Origin of the sequence: Streptomyces dengpaensis, assembly GCF_002946835.1 — a bacterium.
Taxonomy (GTDB): Bacteria; Actinomycetota; Actinomycetes; order Streptomycetales; family Streptomycetaceae; genus Streptomyces; species Streptomyces dengpaensis.
On record NZ_CP026652.1, the window covers coordinates 489538 to 506418 of the forward strand.

A 16881-nucleotide genomic window follows, 5' to 3' on the forward strand; every position below is an offset into this window, starting at 1 on the left:
TGTTCCGTCCAAGAGGTGTAACCACCAGCAACGACACAGGAGCGCACCATGGGAGCTCGGTTGAACCTCTCCGCCAACCCGGTCGCAGTCAAGTTCGGGAAGCACATCATCGCCGCGGACAAGGTGCTCGCGGACTCGACGCTGCCGGCCGCGACGCGGGAACTGGTCAAGATCCGCGCCAGCCAGATCAATGGCTGCGGTTTCTGCACCGACATGCACACCAAGGACGCCGCGCACGCCGGGGAGACCTCGACGCGCCTCAACCTGGTCGCGGCCTGGCGGGAGGCCACGGTGTTCACCGACGCCGAGCGCGCCGCTCTGGAGCTGACGGAGCAGGGCACCCGCATCGCCGACGCGGCCGGCGGTGTCACGCACGAGGCATGGGCGAATGCCGCCAAGCACTTCGACGAGGACCAGCTCGCCGCCCTGGTATGCGCCATCGCCCTCATCAACGCCTTCAACCGCGGGAACGTCATCGTTCAGCAGCCCGCCGGCGACTACCAGCCCGGCCAGTTCGCATAACCAGGAGAGCCTGGCCGGGACTGCTGGTGCCCCCGCGGCCCGCAGCATCACACGCCCTGGGCGCCCCTCGCCGGGGCCTGGGGGGCGCGCCCGGGGCGCCTGGGGGGCGGCGTGGCGCCTTGGCAGGCATCCGCTCTACCCGCGGGCAGCTGCCCAGGCAAGGACGTAGCCGAAGCTGTTGAGGGCGCAGTGCAGGGCCATAGGAGGGATCAGGCTGCCGGAACGGCGGCGAAGTTCGCAGAAGAGCACGCCGGCGAGGCCGGTACCGACGACGGCGGCCGCGACGGACAAGGTGACGCCGGCTGTCCCGGTACCGAAGACGGCTTCAGCTGCAGCGTTGGCCCGGGTGAGTCCTCGGGACGGCAGCACGTGCCAGAAGCCGAACAGGGTGGACGAGAGTGCTGTGGCCCATACGGGGCCGCGAAGCCGCGTGATCATGGCCCACAGGACGCCGCGGAAGCCCACCTCCTCGAGCAGCACCGTGCCGAACGGCACGCGCACCAGGACCCGGTACACCAGTTCCCCTGCCGACTGCCCCGCAGCGCGTTCGTCCTCGAAGGCCTCCCGGGTGAGCGGCAGGGCCCACGCGACGAGGTAGACGACGAGGACGACCCCGGCAAGGACGACTCCCCAGCGCAGCCCACGGCGTGCCGATGCCCGGCCGAGCCCCAGCTCGTCCCAGCTCAGGCCGGACCGGCGGGCGATCGTCACGAGCAGCGCGGTTGCAATGACGCAGACCGTGACGTACCAGTCGGCGGCCAGCACGTTGGTGAGCGTGCTCGCGGCCGCGAGCACGCTGACGGCGAGGAGCAGCCACCACATGGTGCCTTCAGCATCCCTGAAACGGAGAAAGGACGTGGGCCTGGCGCCCGCCGGGTGGGAGACGGTACTGCTCGCGCGCCGCGATGGACCACGCGGCGGAACGGGGCCGGGCCCCCGCAGAACAAAGGTCGTCTGACCAGGTCGCGCACATGAGTGAGTCCCGAAGTCACAGACTGACCACGTACTCCTGGAGTCCAGCAGGAACTGTCTGTCCCCGCTCGTGACTTGCTCCAGGCCGCCCTGGCCGATGGCAGCATCGGCGCGGGGGAACCCGCTGGTTTCGCCGTACCTGGGGTGTCCCCTCACCTTTGAGGAGAACGCTGTCGTCGAGCGGGCTCATTCTCTCGCCCTACCTGGCGTGGGCCTGCGCCGATCTGCTTGCCGATGTCGCTGTAGGTTCCGGTTTGACATGTCGTCTGGTGCTCCGATGACCTGCGGCTTCGAGCGAGTGTCCAGATGGTTTGTCGGCGGTGCCGTCCAGCCGACCTGTCGTTTTCTCGAGTTGGCTTGCGGACGCGACCTCTTCGTGGGCCATGACGTTCACTGGCCATGGCTGGGGCGCGGAGCTGCGGGTTGCCCGGTTTCGGCAGTCTCATCTGCGAGCTCTGCGAGCATCGGGCCGATGTGGGTGACGAGTTCAGGCACGGATCGCTGCAATTCATCCGTCGTGATGGCGATGGTCGCCGCCAGGGCACGGTTGAGTTCGGATGTGCTGATGGACTTGACGAGGGTTGCCTCGATGCTCGCCATGAGCTCGTCCGGCAGGAGATGGGCGCCCTTGGCGTAGGAGGCTGGGTGGCCCAGCCGGAGGCTTGCCAATGTGATCACGTGGTCGCGCATGGCGCTGATCCAGTGCTCGGCCTGCCACCAGCGGGCGCGTTGGATGCAGATTCGGGCGTGCAGTGCGTGGTGCCAGAGGAGCCCGACAAGGGTGTTGCGGTCAGGCGGAGAGAAGGGATCGACTGGCTGTTCCTGGCCGAAGAGGGTTTGCCACTGCGGGCCGCGGGGGCCGAAGTCGGCTTCGGGAGCGAATGTCAGGTCGATCTCGAGCCACTGGGGCAGGAGGAAGACGCGGATCTTGCTCGCGCCGGCAGGCAGATCCCAGTGATGTTGGGCGTTGAGCTCCTTGTAGAGCCACTGGGTCCAGCGGTCGAGCGTGGTGGTGAGGTCGCCGCGGACGGCGAGGACAAGGTCCGTGTCCGACCAGCGGTCTTCGGAGCCAACGGCCAGCGAGCCGGTGAAGGCGGCGCCCACGATGGCGTCGTCCGTTTCCGCGTGAGCAAGGAGGTGATCTCGGACCTGCGTCCGATCAGCGATGGTGAACAACGTGCAACTCCCTTTGAATAGATCTGAATTGGGCTTGGTGTGCCAAGGTCGGAGGCTGGCGCGGACAGGACGGCGCAGATTCGCGCTGACCGTCGTGACACCGCTGATCATGAAATGTCCCGTGCTGCTTCGGCCGGGGGCAGGGGCATGGTCGCCGCTCGTGCGTTGCGGGTGTGGAGCTCATGGGCCGCGGCTTGGCGCCCCTCGGGGGTGAGGGTGTAGTAGGTGCGGCGGCGTCCTGCTCCGCGTCCTGGGGTTGCCCGGCTGAGCCAGCTGGCGTCGTCCTCGGTTCGGCTGGTGAGCCAGTCGGCCTGTTCCAGTTGGCGGAGCCGTGTGGAGAGGCTGCTTTGGCGGATGCCGGTCCGGGCGCTGACCTGGTGGCCGAAGAACTCTGTGTCTGCGTGGTCGAGGAGATCACGCAGGAGCGTGAGTGTCTCGGCTCGGACCCGGATGCGTGCGACGGGGATGTCGTCGTAGGGCCGGAGAGGGCTGGGCGGGCGGCGGGTGCTGAAGTTCTGCATCGCCTGGGCGAGGGCGTGTTCGTCGGGCATGGCGAATAGCTGGCTGCTGGTCAGCGCACTGCGCATGAGTTCCTGGACAGGTTCGTGCGCGAGGCCGCGGAGCAGCGACTGGCCGCGTGCGGTGGGGCGTTGCGGCTTGTTGAAGACGGAGCGGTGGAAGAGCGCGGCGTCGAGGTCTCGTTCGAGTCGCTGGAACTGGGTAACGAGGGCGCTCTGCTCGGCCTTGAGGTAGTGAGCCGCCGTCTCCAGGGACGGGAAGGCCATGGTGATCTGGAAGCGGTGCAGTCGGTGCCAGCCGTGCAGGGTGCCTTCGACCGCCGTGCGGACGTCGCGGGGCAGGTTGGTGTCGAGCTGGGCGAGCATCACGGTGCGGCTGTGAACGCCCTGCGGACGCAGTGGGACGTCGAGCTGTTGGAGCCGTCGGCGAATCGTCTCGTCCTCGACGCCGACTTCCCGGGCGATGTCGCCGGTCGATCGCTTGCGGGTGAGGTATTGCTCGCGGAGCCAGCCTTCGTCGATGGGTGTGGGGCGGCGGGTGCGGTAGATGGTGATGCCGTGAGCCTGCGCGTGCTCGACCAGGAGGTAGCGGGGGAAGCCGGTCGCGCGAGCGATCTGGGTGAGCGTCTTTCCGCCTTCGGTGTATTCGCGATGCAGGAACTCGGGGGTGAAGATACGGCTGGCCCGTTCGCGCAGGCGCCAGGCGGCCAGCGGTGAGGCTTTGCCTGTCCAGACTTGCGGTTCAGTGGTGACGTGCTCCAGGGCGAAGCGGATGTGGGCGAGGGTGGTGTCCAGTTCTCGGGCGGCCTCGCCGGGGGCTCGTTGTTCGGTGATGACGATGCGGTGAACGGCGTCGAGGTCGATGTCGTCGGGGTGGCGTCCGGGCAGGTCGAGGCCGTCGGCGAAGGCGTGGGGTGGCTCCCAGGTGAGTGGTTCGTCGATGCCGAGGCCGTCGAGCACGGTGCGGCCGTGGTCGTGCAGAGCCTCGCGCTGTGGAGTGGTCAGGCTGAAGGTGAAGGCGAGATAGCGGCCGCGGTCGGTGTTGTTCTTCAGGGACAGCGGATAGCGGGGATCGTGGAGATCGGCGCCGGTCAACAGCTGATAGAGGTAGCGCTGGGCGTGGACGTAACGAGGAGTCTGTGACTTGGCGTTGACCCTCTCGCCGGGCTGGCAGCCGGTGGCGAAACACATCTGCCGCCAGGTGTCCTCCGTCAGCGGGGCCGGTGGAACCGCGGTGCGTCGCCGCTCGTAGTCGATGGGACTGCCGTGTTCGTCCAGGTGGACGGCGAGGGCGCAAAGAGCCGTCAGAACGTCGGGGTGGCCGCTTTGCAGGCTCCTTTGCAGGGTGACGGTGATGGCATTGGGCAGGTGAGGGTGGAGCCGGTCGGTGATCTGACGGGCGCTGCGGACCGCCTCGCCGGGCATCAGCAGCAAGGCGGAGGCGATCCCGCGGAACAAGTTCTCCTGCATGCCCTGCTGCGGGAAGAGCCGGACGGTCCAGCCTGGCCAGAGCAGCTGCGGGAGATGTCGGACGCGGTCGGTCACCCGTGCGTCGCCTCGGCGCGGGGTCTGCGCTTGCGGGGTGGGGGACAGGTAGCGCAGCCGGTCGATCGCGCCCATCTGCTGGTCGCCAGCGCGCAGGAAACGGCGCCGGGCGGGTGCGCTGAGAGCGGTCCACTGGGCCGCGGTCATGGCCTTGGGGATGACCTTGCCCTTGGTGTCCTGCCGGTGGCGCAGCGAGCGGAGGGCCGCAATGCCTGCTGCCTCGTCGCCGTCCAGCAGCGGGCGGGCAGCGTGGACGATGACGCCACGGACCGCAGCCTCGAGGTGCTGGACTCGCTGGGCGGGACTGCGTAGGTCCCGCGGACGCCGGCCCCATGCCCGGATGACCAGCGGGCCCATGCCGGCGAGGTCTGCCTCGGTGACGGTGCGCATCACCCAGGCGGTGCAGGCGTGCAGGTCCGAGAGCATCGCGTGGGCTCGGGCGGCATCCGAGTGGCCGCTCTGCCCGTCGACCCAGCGCTGTGCGGCGAGCAGCGGATGGCCGGGCGCCAGGGGCAGCGGTCCGGCGCCAGTGAGGTCCGCGCCACAGACGGGCGAGTGCCCATCGGGCCGCCAGGTGCAGGTGGCGGGCGGTGTGAGATGGGTGCGACTGGGCAGCCTGACGCGGACGCCCTCGCCGCAGCCGGGACACTCATCGTGCAGGAGCGTGCCGTGCCGCCGGCAGGCGAACGTCCAGGGCATCCACCACGACAGCGTCCATCGGCCACCCTGTTCGGCCAGACACTGCGGGCAAAACCGGCAGCGTCGCTGGCGCTGAGGCCCGAACGGGAAACCCGGCCGGACCACGGCCTGATCAAGCCGCCCTGCCGGAAGTCCGGTGCGGGCCTCCAGCATCCGCAACTGGGCGGAGGCGATGCCGGTGACCAGGCGCCGGGTCATGTAGTCGCGGGGCAGGCCGAGCACGGACAGGAAGCCAGGGAACGTCAGCCCATTGCGTCGGGCAAGCGCCTCCAGCCAACTGTCCAGTCCCTCACCCGGCAGGATGCCGACCCGCAGGGGCAGCACACGCGTCTCGCTCATGCCGTGTCCCCCAGCGCCGAGGGCATCGTGCCGCGTGCCAGGGCGGCCGCCATCTGCTGGCGGGTCTGCTCGGATGCCTCATCCAGCCGGACGCCGTCGAGAACCGTGCGGTTGAGGGTCTCGGCGCCGGTGCGGATCGCGCGATAGCAGCCGCGCAGGACCAGGGTGAAGTACGACCCAACGTGCCCGCTGGTGCGTTCGAAAAGGTAGTCCGCCAGTCGCACCAGCATGCCCGGCCGGTGATCGACCAGGACCAGACGGGACTCGGTGGCCTTCAGCAGACTCCGCCAGTGCTGTCGGCCCTGGTCGGTGTCGAGCCGGAATGGATCCACCCCGAGCCGGGTCCAGCGGCGGGCGGTCTGGGCCAGCACGGTGTTCTTGCCGGTCAGTCCGTCGGCGAAGAACCGTCGTTCGGCCAGGCCGACCCCGACATAGATGAAGGTCACCGGGAGCTCGTTGGCCAGCCACTTCAGGTGGTTGGACACGGCCAGCCCGTCGCGGCGGTCCAGGTCGATGAAGTGGATGTCGTCGATGATCCCGAGCTGGGTCTCGCAGGACAGCACGCAGTCCAGCGCGTGGCTGGCCAGGGCGGCGGCGTTGGCCCGGTCGGTGGCGGGGTGGCCGTAGAACTCGCAGATCATCCGGTTCAAAGTGCGCAGGGTGGTGTTGGAGGTCAGGCCGACCCGGAAGACCGGGATGCGCTCGTGACCGGCGTCGGTCACCTGGGAAAGGCGGCGCATCTGCTGCCGGTCGAAGGTGCGGCCGTAGAGGTTGGCGATGGTGGTCTTGCCCAGCCCGGGCAGGGCGTCGATGACGGCCGCGGATCGGATGCGGTCGCCGTCCTGCCGGTTGCTGGCCACTATCTGGTCCAACTCCTCGTGAATAGAGGACAGTTGAGGAGTGTTGACGATGCCGAAGTTGGCATGCCAGTCGTGGCGGGCGTCGTTGTAGTCCTCGGACGCTTCCTCGCTCAGCCCCTTCAGCTGGGCGCGGGTGAGTTGCTCGGGCCGCTGCCGGGCGGGGGCGTCGGCGAAGCGGCGCCAGCCTTCCTTGCGGGAGAGGCTGAACGGGTTCGGCTGCTTCACTCGATCACCTCGAAGGCGTCGGCGTAGAAGTCGTCACCGTCCGGGACATCGAAGATCTCGTCCTCCTGGTCGCTGTCCCCGGCGGGCAGTTCCGCAACCAGCCGCAGTTCAGGTGGGGCGGTGAGGCTGGACTGCTCGGGCAGGAGCGGCAGGGCCAGGGCACTGCGTTCGGCCGACAGCCGTACTGCCATGCGGCGTTCGCGGCGGTCGGTGACCATGCCCTGGTCCCAGCGGGCCAGTAGGGCCGAGAGCGCCTGCGAGGCGTCGATATGGCGGCCCTTGCGGGCTGCGAGCCGCCGGGCGTAGGTGGCGGCCTCGCTGCTGAACGGCATGCTCAACGCGGGAGCGTGTTCCCACTCCAGGGCATGCCAGGACTCGTCGTCAGGGTCCTGGAAGTAGACGAAACGGACATCATCCGGGTTGACGTGGATCGGCCACTGCTTGCCGAACCCGGCCCCGTAGGGGCTGGGCGCATTCCGGTAGCCGTCCAGGACTGGCCCGTTGTAACGCAGCCCGTCGACCTCGACCCCGTAATGCTGGATCGTGCGGGCCTTGACCGCGAGGAACTGGAAGGCCAGGTCGGGCGAGGCCGGCATGCGCAGCCGGCCCGCCCGCGCCAGCCCGATGCGCAGCATCTCCAGCGGCGACAGCGACAGCTTCGGCCACTGCGGGACGACCAGCCCGTCATGCTCACGCCGGTGATAGACCTCGCAGATCCACTCGCGGATGATCTCCTCCACCTCGTGCAGGTAGAAGAATGCGGCCTCCTCCACCGCCTCGCCACGGCTGTGGACGTCCGGCCCCTTGTAGGCGGGCAGGTGCTGGATCAGCCCCTCACGCAGCGAGCGGAAAAACCGCTCGACGGTCGGTTTATCGGTGGGCTTCTTAGGCTGGGCCGGCTGGATCGACATGCCGAGGCGGGTGCAGACGCCGATGACATGCGCGGACATGAACGCCCGTCCGTGGTCGATCACCACGGTCTCGGGCGGACACAGCCCCCTGCCCGGGAGCAGGCCGTCGCCGTCCTCGGTGAACACCACCTCCTCCCACAGCCCGTGATACGGAGCCAGCCCAGGCCGGGTCGCGTGCTCCAGCGGCGGGCAGACCGCCTCGAACAACACCCCGGCGACATCGACCGCCTTCGTGGAACATGCCGTGACCCGAAGCCCCACAATGCAGCGGGAGAACAGGTCCTGGGCAACGGTGAGCTGGAGCGGAACCCAGCGGCAGGTCACCGGCTCCATGCCGTAGATGTCCAGATCCTGCGTGTCGAGCACCACGTACTCGCCCGGGCGGCTGGCCCGCAGCCGCCCGTAGGTGCCCTGCGGACGCTGGGCGATCGACCGGCGGGCCTTCGCGCTGCCGGACACCGCGTTCGTGCCCTTGGCCAGCGTGGCGAGCCGGTCGTAAGCCGTGCTCCGGGCCGGAACAGGGACCGTGCCCTCGCCGTACTCAGCGACAAGACGTTCCGCCGCCCGCCGCAGCAGAGCCGAACGGGTCGGGGTCGAGGCGTCCACTGACTCCGCCATCACCCGCCGGACCGCTTCCTCCCACCGAGGGTCGATCCGTGAGCCGTTGCCCTTCACCACCCGTGCGTCGATGAGACCAGCCTCACCGCTCTCGCGGTAGGCGTTCAGCCACCGCCAAAGCGTGCGCGGCGAAACACCCAGCTCGGCCGCCTTCGCCGAGACACGATCCTTCAGCGGCAGGCCGGGATCGAACCCGGGACGGGGCTCAGACGCCAGGGCGCTGTCCGCATGACCGGCCCGGAAGCCGCTCAGCACCTCCCGGACATGGCCAGCGCGTTCCCGCAGGGTCGTGCGCTGGGCCGCCGAAAGGCTCGCCATCAGCAGCCCGACACCGTCCAGGGCACTCGTCCGGGCGGGCTCCGTGGGGCGTGCCCCCGCCGCCAGCCGACCGAGCGGGATCGCGCTGAACTCACCCGTTCGCTCGCTGCGTGCTGTCACCTGGAGCCCTTCGAGGCCCAGGACCTCGATGACATCACCACCGAAGAACAGACGCACTCCCGCAAAGACCTCCACCGTCTGCCCGTTCACGCCGCCGCCCGGATGCTGGTCGCGCGAGAGAGCGGAGCCCGCAGCTCTGCGAGGAGATCGCCGGACCACAGCAGATGCAACACGACCGGCAGGACGGCCTCGGTCGGATACTTCGCGGCCAGAGCCGCCTCGATCCCGCCAATCGTCGACTGGCAGCGAGCTGTCTCCAGCACCTGGGGAACCAGGGAAACCTCCAGCAGGCGCCGGCGCCGGTAGCCGGCGAGGAAGCGCACGTTCTCCACCACCGTCGGCTCGGCCCCCGACCAGGTCTCATAGACCCAGCCGCGGCGTGAACACAACTGGCGTGTCCAGTCGAACTGCGCGATCACCTTGGAATCCTTCATGCGTGAGGGGGCTTTGACGTCCACGACGGTCACCAGACCATCGGCGTGGACAAGGAACAGGTCGGGGACGTGATGCCGGAGGCGGTCACCGTCCGGCCCGATCAGCTGGAACGGCTGGGCCGCGATCTTCACGACGCCTGGGTCGAAGTCGGCGAGCAGAATCCGGGCCAGCTCCAGCCGGCTCTCGTAGGCAACCAGTCGGCCAGTTGACGCAGCGTGGTACCAGCCCGAATAGTGCTTGCGGCCCCGGTACCAGCGGAACTCACGGACCGGCTGTCCGGCCGCCACTTCCTCCACGGACAACTGGTCCAAGCCGACCTCGACCAGCTGATCACCAGCCCGCCGGTACACAGCCCGAACCGTCCGAGCTTCTGTCGTGCCCATTTCGTCCAAATCAGCCGCCATGGCCACCCCTTCGTGTCCGATGCCATCGACATCAAGACACTGGCTTTCACCACCAGTAACCTGGTTGAGAAGCCGGGAAAACCCAACGAACGACCGGGTCCGCGAGGTAGAGCGCGACCACGTTCCGGGCCTGGCAGGGACCGAAGAGAGCGTGTCGACTGACAAGTTGACGACAAACAACTTGGACAGTGACATCTCTAATCGGAACCTACAGTCGCCGTGGGCGGCGACGGAGTCGGCTGGGATGGAGATGGCGACTTCACGGACGTCCTCGCTGATACTCACGTCGGCATCAGGGGTGGGGCGGGTAGGTCAGGTGTCCGTCCTGGATATGCGCGTGCCTGTTCAGGACCGCCGGCTTCGCTGTCGTGGCCGACATGATGTGGGCAACTTCGACGCCGGCGACGATCAACGCATCCGTGATCAGCCTGCGATGGCAGCGCCTTGGCACCGCCTCGCTGCACATGATCGCCGGCCGTTCGTGTTCAGCCAGCTCGAGCAATTCATTCAGACCCTCCGCGAATTCACCGCTGTCCATGTAGTCGGCGTAATCGCGGAAGGCTTTGATCCGCCATGCGCCGTTCACGCTCGGCACGTCCTTGGGGGTGTGTCGCCGGCCGCCCAATTTTGGGATCCACCGGTATCCGATATCAGGAGGCAGTGCGTCGATGATCTCCGACTGATTCCAATGCGGAAACTTCCTCGACCACGGGAACGAACGAACATCGACCAAGCAGGTTATGTCGTTGTTTCGCAACATCGTCAGCATTTCGTCGAAGTCGCGTGTTGAATGCCCCACCGTACAGATACGGTTCGTCATCCTGCCGCCTCGCCCACGTCACTGAATCGTGCGACCAGGCGTGTCGAATTGGCCGTTGAGATATCCCGGATGCGCGCCTGGAAGCGTGCCGCCAACTCCCTACAGTTTCGTCAGCGCGCCTCCCTTGTACATGGCGATGTGATCGGTTTTGTCACTCCTGATCTCGTATTGCGGGTCACTTTCAGTGCAGTGATGCACGTACCCTTTGTACTTCACGTCCTGCGTGTGCTTCTTGATGATGACGCCTTCGACGTGTCCTGCTTCGGAGTTCCATCGGACGTGGTCTCCAACAGCGAATTGCTCCGCCATTCCCACTCCTTTCGCTCCGCGTGACCTGGCGCGGCGATGCCCCGATCAGGCCGGTCGGGGACTTTCGCGGACCATACGTAAATGCGGCCGTCGTCGACCTTCACCTCCCAGCACGGCTCGTCGAGCGCCGTCGGCCCGCGCATCTTCGATCCGCTGGGGCGTGGTGGTCGCTCCTCGTCCCAGATGGGCAGGGTGAGCGGCTTCCTGAACGCTACCGAGTCATGGTTGCAAGGGGCCGGGGTGCCGGCCAACTCGAGCATCTCACCGAGCATGCCTGGTCGGCAGAAACCCGGCTTTCCGGTGATCGGGGTCGCGCAGTTCGGCGAGTTGACTTGCTCCTCGGGCTGAAGCCCGAGGATTCTGGCCTTCTCGTCCGTTGCTGTGCCGCTACGCGGCACAGGGTTCGGGCGGGAATCCGTGGCTTCCTGTTTCTTCGCGCTGTGCCGGGACGAGTCCTGGTCTTACCGGCGCTCCGCAGGCTGTCACCGCCCGTCCGGCGGCCGTTTTGACGTTCTTCGCGGCATTGTGGTCCCGGTCGTGGACGGTGCCGCAGGCGGTGCAGGTCCATTCCCGGACGTTCAGGGGCTTGGGGCCGTCTTTGATACCGCAGGCCGAGCAGGTCTGGGAGGTCGGCTCGAACCGGCCGATCTTGACCAGGGTCCGCCCGTACCGGGCCGCCTTGTACTCCAGCATGTTCACGAACGCCGACCATCCGGCGTCATGGACACTCCTGGCCAGCCTGGTGCGCGCGAGTCCTTGGACCGCCAGGTCCTCCACGCCGATCGCTTGGTTGTCGCGGATCAGCTGAGTGGAGAGCTGGTGGTGAAACTCGCGGCGGGCATCGGCCACCTTCGCGTGGGCGCGGGCGACCTTCAGACGGGCCTTGGCCCGGTTCTTCGATCCCTTCTGCTTGCGGGACAGCTCCCGCTGGGCCTTCTTCAGTTTCTTCTCCGCCCGGCGCAGAAACCGAGGAGAGTCGATCTTCGTCCCGTCGGAGAGGACGGCGAAGTGGGTCAGGCCCAGGTCGATGCCGACCGTCTGATCGGTGCCGGGCATCCGGGCGGCGTCCGCGCCCGGGTCGGTGTCAACGACGAACGAGGCGAAGTACCGTCCGGCCGCGTCCTTGACCACGGTGACCGAGGAGGGCCGCGCGGGCAAGGTCCTCGACCACTTCACCTTCACCGCGCCGATCTTCGGGAGGTTCAGCCTCCCGGAACCAGTGATCGACCAGCGGGCATTGGCCGTGAACCGGATCGACTGCCGGCTGTCCTTGCGGGACTTGAAGCGGGGCGCACCGGTCTTCGCGCCCTTACGCTCGCCCCTGAGGGAGGCGAAGAAGTTCTTGTAGGCGACCTCCGCGTCGCGCAGGGACTGCTGGAGGACGACCGCGGAGACCTCGCCCAGCCAGGACCGCTCGGGTGTCTGCTTGGCCTGGGTGATCAGCTTCTGGGACAGCACACCCGCCGTGGGGAAGGGTTCGCCCGCCCCGCGGGCGTCCTCGCGAGCACGCACGGCATCGTTGAACACGACGCGGGCGCACCCGAACGCCCTGGCCAGCGCGAGGCGTTGGCCAGGTTCCGGGTACAGCCTGAAGGCGTACCGAAGCTGCATGCGGTGATCGTACGAACGAGCGCCGCCCGCTACCAGAGGGAACGTATGAACGGTCGGTACTCCCTTGAAACCAGGCAGGACAGAGCGGGCCGAACGGGGGAGGCGTTGCCCGGCCTCTCCGGATCGGACCCCGTGACGCTCCGCGCCGGCCGTGGTGGCGCCTTGCTCCGCAGGACAGGATCCGTGACGCTCCGCGCCACAGTCACAGATTCGCTTCACCACCGGCCTGAAGGCCCATGCACTGCGAATGAATCCCGGTAGCGATGACGTGGACGATCGAGCCCGCCTCGGCGCCGGCGATGCGGGCACGCAGCCTTAGCCTCGATCCACCGAGTGACTCGCGTCCTGTGGATGAGTAATCAAGAAGAGGTGCCTGCTGACCTGCGATGATGGGAGTTCTGACGCTTCCAGCACGCACAATCAGCAAGGCACCTCGTAGATGCAAGTTTCCCACACTCCAGCAGCGGTCTCCGCTGTGTTCGATGACCCGAATCTGATCGCACATGCCGGGCTGGTCCCGGTGATGCGGCTGGCCGAGCGGTGCGGCCTGCCGCGACTGGTGGCTGCGAAGGTGAAGCTGACCGGAGCCAGGAACGGTGCGGGGGCTGCGGCGGAAGCCAAGGTCACCAGCATCGTGGGCGGCATGGCTGCGGGCGCGGACAGCATCGACGACCTTCACATCCTGCGGCACGGTGCGATGCCGGCCGTGTTCGCGGGTATCCGCGCCCCGTCCACGCTGGGCACCTTCCTTCGCGCGTTCACCCACGGTCACGCCCTCCAACTCCACGCCGTCCACCGCAGATTCCTGGCCGCGCTGGCCGCGCACACTCCACTGCTGCCCGGCGCCGACGCGATGGCGTTCATCGATGTCGACTCCACCCACAAACGCGTCTACGGCCGGACCAAGCAGGGCGCCGAGTACGGCCGGTTCAAAGGCATCCGCACCCTGCACCCTCTCCTCGCCACGATCTGCACCCCGCACGCGCGGCCGGTGATCGCCGGGGTCCGGATGCGACGCGGCAAAGCAGCCGACTCCCGGGGCGCCCCGAAATTCGTGAGCGAGGCCCTGGCCACCGCCGTCGAGGCCGGCTGCACCGGCATGCGCATTCTGCGGGCCGACTCGCAGTTCTACAACGCCGGGGTGATCGCCGCCTGCCACCGGGCCGGAGCCCACTTCTCGATCACCACCGGCATGAACCCCTCCATCAAACGAGCCGTCCACAGCATTCCCGACGACGCCTGGCAACACATCAGTTACCCGACCGCGGTGCCCGACCCCGAGACCGGTGAACTCATCTCGGACGCCGAAGTCGCCGAGATACCCCAATACAGCGCCTTCGCGAGCCGCAAAAGGAGCGAGCGGGTCACCGCCCGGCTGATCGTGCGCCGCGTCCGTGACCTGGCCAAACCCGCCGTCATGGGTGAACAGGGCGAGCTGTTTCCCGTCTGGCGCTACCACCCCTTCTTCACCGACCAGCCCGCCGCAACCCTGCAAGCCGAGCGGGAACACCGGCACCACGCGGTGGTCGAGCAGGTCATCGCCGACACCAAAGCCGGCGCCCTGACCCACCTGCCCTCCGGGCACTTCCACGCCAACGCCGCCTGGCTGACCCTGTGGGCGATGACCTACAACCTGCTGCGGGCCACCGGTGCACTGACCTCGCCCTTCCATACCAAGGCCACCACCGCCACCCTCCGCAGCCACCTGGTTCAGGTCCCGGCCCGGATCGCCCGCTCCGCACGACGCATCACCCTGCACCTGCCACACAACTGGCCCTGGCAGCACGCCTGGACACACCTCTTCGACACTGTCCACGACCCACCCGCACCGGCCTGATCCCCCCTGACCACCCCGCCCGCCAGGGCCCGACCGGAACCGAACCCGTGGAAAAGCTGGGCAGACCAGCAGCTACAACCTGCCCATCCACGACCACCGACCGAAACCAGCCCACAAAACGACCAAGAGATCATCTTCAGAGCGCGTCGGTGGATCGAGGCTTAGCAGGAGGGTGACGCACAGCAGGCCGGTGCCGTCGACGGTGATGTCCGCCGACGGCGCGGGGGTTTCGGTCATCGGGGCAGAGTCTGGGTGACGCGCCACAGGCGGCGGGGCAGCTCGCCTTCCTCGAAGGCGTGGACTTCGTTTAGGGCCCAACCGTCGGCGAGTGCATCGACCAGCCCGCGGCCGAAGAAGTGGACCGCGAAGCCGCCGTGCTCGAAGATGTCGTCGCCGTGCGCGGTGCCGGCGCCGTAGTGGGCGTCGCCGGTGTGCCGCACGGTGTACACGAACACGCCGCCGGGCCGCAGGACACGGCGGACCTCGGCGACCAGGGCGTGGATCTCCTTCGTCGACAGCGCCATGCACAGCAGCATGTGCGCGAAGACCGCGTCCACCGAGGCGTCCGGCAGGGCCAGCGGCTCGCGAACGTCGTGCACTGCGGTTGTCACCCGCTCATCGACTCCCTGGGAGCGGGCGACGTCGCGCAGCTGCTCCAGCCCGACGGGGCTGAAGTCGGTTGCCTGGACGGTGAAGCCCTCACGGGCGAAGAACAGCGCGTCGCGGCCGTGCCCGGCCCCCAGCTCCAGCACGTCTTGGGCCCCCGCCGTCCTGAATGCGGCGACGGCGTGTACCGCGGGCTCGGACGGCTCCTCGCCGTACATGCCCGGGTGCGCGGCGTAGGTGTCCTGCCAGTGCCGCCGCTGGCTCTCGGCCAGTTCCTGCTCGTCCGCCACGGTCTTTCCCTTCCCACGTGCCCGCGGGCAGCCTAGACGTGTCGCTGCCCGCTGAGCGGCTCCGGGGGGCGACTTGATCACGGCCGCCGTCGGCCTGGACGGTCGGGAGACGTGATGGGCCACGTCGAGGCACGTGCCGGCCTTGGGGAACATCGGTACGGGGTTAGTGCTGAGCACGCGGCAGGGATGGTCGGCCTACGCGGCCCACCTGCCACGCGACCGAGTGCCGATTGCCCTCCGCCTGCTGCGGCTTGATGTCCATCGGGTTATGGCCTGTCCCCGGCTGGCTGAGGGCGGACGGTGAGGATCTGCTGGGCGTGGCCGGTGGGGCCGGTGACGTCGTGCAGGACGGTGGTGGTGACGCCCTGGCCGGTGGGTCCGAAGGTGACAGTGGTGTCGAGTCCGGTCCAGCGGCCTTCGGGCTGGCGGTGGAGGTGGATGGTGAGGTGGACGTTCGGGAACATCCAGGCGGTGGGCGGCTGGCGTACGGCGATGCCGTTGGCGGTGTCGACGAGCGCGACGTAGGACGCGAGCGGACTGGAGTTCTGCCCGGCGACGAGATCGACCGGGCACCGGCAGCCGGCGAAGTCGAGGTCCTTGATGTTCACGCCCAGGATCTCCTCCGAGCGCCCGGCGGTCACGTAGAGCATCCGCCACAGCGTCTTCTCCCGCAGGTGCACCTCGCGGCGGGCGATCAGCCGGTCGATGGCAATCCGCGAGCGGGCCGGGGTCTCGGAGTCCGGCACCGCCAGCCGCTTCGCCCGGGCCGGGACCGCCGGCCCCTCGTAGCCGCGCTCCCGGCACCATCCGAGCCAGACCAGCACCGACGCCCGGCGCGAGTTCCAGGTGTTGACCGCGGAGGCGCCGCACAGCAGTTCGAGGGCCTCGCCGACCTCGTCGTCCGCGACCGACGCCAGCGGCCGGCCCTCGCCGAGCCGCTCTGCGGTCTTGCCCACCCCGAGATCCCCTAGTTCCTGACCGTGTTCGGGTTGCCGAGCGAATCGAGGAACACATCGGCCGCCGCGCGGACGGAGAGGGCCTTGCCGGTCGGCACTGCGCCGGTACCGCGGTCATGCACCGGATGCCCCACCGGTGCGGACCCGGGCCAGCACCTGGACGGCCAACTCCTGGGGGGTCAGCTCACCGTCCAGGAACACCGTGTCGCCGGGGAGAGTGTCAGCCGCGGCCCTGCACGGTTCGATCCTGTCCTTGCACCAGCGCCGGACCCGCTCGTCCTGCTCGGGGTCGTCCGGGGTGAAGCTCCGGCCGTCGATCCGCTTCTCCAGGACCTCCCGGGAGACTTTGAGGAAGAAGTGGTGAACGTCGATGCCCGCGCCCTTCAACGCGCCGAAGATCTCGCCGACATACCCGGAGTTGACCAGCGTCATGGGGACCAGAACCGGGCGGCGGTACTCCTCGACCAGCCCCACCGCCAGGTCGGCGACCTGCCGCCGCCACAGCCGCAGATCCTGGAAGTCGCCGGTCGGCACCTCCACGATCTCCCGCAGCACATAGCCGACCATCTCCGGGTCGTAGACCAGCGCCTCGGGCCAGCGCTGACGCAACGCGTCCACCAGCGTGCTCTTGCCGCTGCCGAACGCACCGTTCACCCAGACAACCAACGCAATCCTCTCCCCACCCCGTTGCCGAGCCCGCGTCGAGCGCGGCATGTCGGACCAGCATGCCGCGCGGCTCAGGCTGGGCCCAACTCCCTTGCCAGATCACGCCTGAAAGATCGCCAAGCAG

Annotated in this window: 16 protein-coding genes; 3 read left to right on the forward strand and 13 right to left on the reverse strand. The window is 68.3% G+C overall.

What is annotated here, in order from left to right:
- Positions 1-48: 48 nt before the first annotated feature.
- Entirely contained in the window at positions 49-522 is a 474-nt protein-coding gene (locus tag C4B68_RS02315; protein WP_099506717.1) for a carboxymuconolactone decarboxylase family protein, read from the forward strand.
- A 135-nt stretch (positions 523-657) separates the two neighbouring features.
- Here the strand turns inward: C4B68_RS02315 and C4B68_RS02320 are convergent, their stop codons facing one another.
- From C4B68_RS02320 to C4B68_RS02355, 8 genes are all read right to left on the reverse strand, one after another.
- The gene (locus tag C4B68_RS02320) at positions 658-1344 is read right to left on the reverse strand and encodes a CPBP family intramembrane glutamic endopeptidase (protein WP_099506718.1); all 687 of its coding nucleotides are present in this window, start codon (positions 1342-1344) and stop codon (positions 658-660) included.
- Between the two features lie 540 nt (positions 1345-1884).
- Positions 1885-2670 carry a hypothetical protein gene (locus tag C4B68_RS02325; RefSeq protein WP_099506719.1) on the reverse strand — a complete coding sequence of 262 codons (786 nt, stop codon included), beginning with the start codon at positions 2668-2670 and terminating at the stop codon, positions 1885-1887.
- 107 nt (positions 2671-2777) lie between these two features.
- Positions 2778-5771: a TniQ family protein gene (locus C4B68_RS02330; RefSeq protein ID WP_099506720.1), complete on the reverse strand. Its 2994-nt coding sequence runs from the start codon at positions 5769-5771 to the stop codon at positions 2778-2780.
- Entirely contained in the window at positions 5768-6856 is a 1089-nt protein-coding gene (locus C4B68_RS02335; RefSeq protein WP_099506721.1) for an AAA family ATPase, read from the reverse strand. Before C4B68_RS02335 ends, C4B68_RS02330 begins: the two co-directional genes overlap by 4 nt.
- A complete protein-coding gene (locus tag C4B68_RS02340) occupies positions 6853-8913 on the reverse strand; it encodes a helix-turn-helix domain-containing protein (protein ID WP_143674592.1) in 2061 nt (686 codons plus the stop codon). Before C4B68_RS02340 ends, C4B68_RS02335 begins: the two co-directional genes overlap by 4 nt.
- Entirely contained in the window at positions 8910-9947 is a 1038-nt protein-coding gene (locus tag C4B68_RS02345; protein WP_206337062.1) for a TnsA-like heteromeric transposase endonuclease subunit, read from the reverse strand. The genes C4B68_RS02340 and C4B68_RS02345 overlap by 4 nt, the downstream gene beginning before the upstream one ends.
- Positions 9948-9954: 7 nt before the next feature.
- Positions 9955-10482, reverse strand: a complete 528-nt coding sequence (locus C4B68_RS02350) for a DUF488 domain-containing protein (RefSeq protein WP_099506724.1) — start codon at positions 10480-10482, stop codon at positions 9955-9957.
- A 99-nt stretch (positions 10483-10581) separates the two neighbouring features.
- Entirely contained in the window at positions 10582-10791 is a 210-nt protein-coding gene (locus C4B68_RS02355; RefSeq protein WP_099506725.1) for a hypervirulence associated TUDOR domain-containing protein, read from the reverse strand.
- A gap of 81 nt (positions 10792-10872) precedes the next feature.
- Between C4B68_RS02355 and C4B68_RS02360 the strand changes: the two genes are divergently transcribed.
- A complete protein-coding gene (locus C4B68_RS02360; RefSeq protein ID WP_104879948.1) occupies positions 10873-11139 on the forward strand; it encodes a hypothetical protein in 267 nt (88 codons plus the stop codon).
- A gap of 39 nt (positions 11140-11178) precedes the next feature.
- Here C4B68_RS02360 and C4B68_RS02365 read toward each other — a convergent pair whose 3' ends face one another.
- Positions 11179-12402, reverse strand: a complete 1224-nt coding sequence (locus C4B68_RS02365) for an RNA-guided endonuclease InsQ/TnpB family protein (protein ID WP_104879949.1) — start codon at positions 12400-12402, stop codon at positions 11179-11181.
- A gap of 439 nt (positions 12403-12841) precedes the next feature.
- Here C4B68_RS02365 and C4B68_RS02370 point away from each other — a divergent pair, with 439 nt between their 5' ends.
- Complete coding sequence (locus tag C4B68_RS02370) at positions 12842-14239, forward strand: IS1380 family transposase (RefSeq protein ID WP_099506841.1); 1398 nt, start codon at positions 12842-12844, stop codon at positions 14237-14239.
- Positions 14240-14311: 72 nt separating this feature from the next.
- Here the strand turns inward: C4B68_RS02370 and C4B68_RS42380 are convergent, their stop codons facing one another.
- The 4 genes from C4B68_RS42380 to C4B68_RS02390 form a co-directional block, all read right to left on the reverse strand.
- Complete coding sequence (locus C4B68_RS42380) at positions 14312-14476, reverse strand: hypothetical protein (RefSeq protein WP_206337063.1); 165 nt, start codon at positions 14474-14476, stop codon at positions 14312-14314.
- A complete protein-coding gene (locus tag C4B68_RS02380; RefSeq protein ID WP_240634143.1) occupies positions 14473-15135 on the reverse strand; it encodes a class I SAM-dependent methyltransferase in 663 nt (220 codons plus the stop codon). The genes C4B68_RS42380 and C4B68_RS02380 overlap by 4 nt, the downstream gene beginning before the upstream one ends.
- A 266-nt stretch (positions 15136-15401) precedes the next feature.
- The gene (locus tag C4B68_RS42870) at positions 15402-16091 is read right to left on the reverse strand and encodes an acyl-CoA thioesterase domain-containing protein (RefSeq protein WP_240634145.1); all 690 of its coding nucleotides are present in this window, start codon (positions 16089-16091) and stop codon (positions 15402-15404) included.
- A gap of 114 nt (positions 16092-16205) precedes the next feature.
- Positions 16206-16757 carry an AAA family ATPase gene (locus C4B68_RS02390; RefSeq protein WP_099506737.1) on the reverse strand — a complete coding sequence of 184 codons (552 nt, stop codon included), beginning with the start codon at positions 16755-16757 and terminating at the stop codon, positions 16206-16208.
- Between the last annotated feature and the right edge of the window lie 124 nt (positions 16758-16881).

Bases quoted from the DNA above. Each gene is read 5' to 3' on its own strand.
- C4B68_RS02320 (WP_099506718.1), bottom strand. From the start codon at position 1,344: ATGTGGTGGCTGCTCCTCGCCGTCAGCGTGCTCGCGGCCGCGAGCACG.
- C4B68_RS42380 (WP_206337063.1), bottom strand. From the start codon at position 14,476: ATGACCGAAACCCCCGCGCCGTCGGCGGACATCACCGTCGACGGCACC.
- C4B68_RS02365 (WP_104879949.1), bottom strand. From the start codon at position 12,402: ATGCAGCTTCGGTACGCCTTCAGGCTGTACCCGGAACCTGGCCAACGC.
- C4B68_RS02330 (WP_099506720.1), bottom strand. From the start codon at position 5,771: ATGAGCGAGACGCGTGTGCTGCCCCTGCGGGTCGGCATCCTGCCGGGT.
- C4B68_RS02355 (WP_099506725.1), bottom strand. From the start codon at position 10,791: ATGGCGGAGCAATTCGCTGTTGGAGACCACGTCCGATGGAACTCCGAA.
- C4B68_RS02315 (WP_099506717.1), top strand. From the start codon at position 49: ATGGGAGCTCGGTTGAACCTCTCCGCCAACCCGGTCGCAGTCAAGTTC.
- C4B68_RS02350 (WP_099506724.1), bottom strand. From the start codon at position 10,482: ATGACGAACCGTATCTGTACGGTGGGGCATTCAACACGCGACTTCGAC.
- C4B68_RS02370 (WP_099506841.1), top strand. From the start codon at position 12,842: ATGCAAGTTTCCCACACTCCAGCAGCGGTCTCCGCTGTGTTCGATGAC.
- C4B68_RS02360 (WP_104879948.1), top strand. From the start codon at position 10,873: ATGCGGCCGTCGTCGACCTTCACCTCCCAGCACGGCTCGTCGAGCGCC.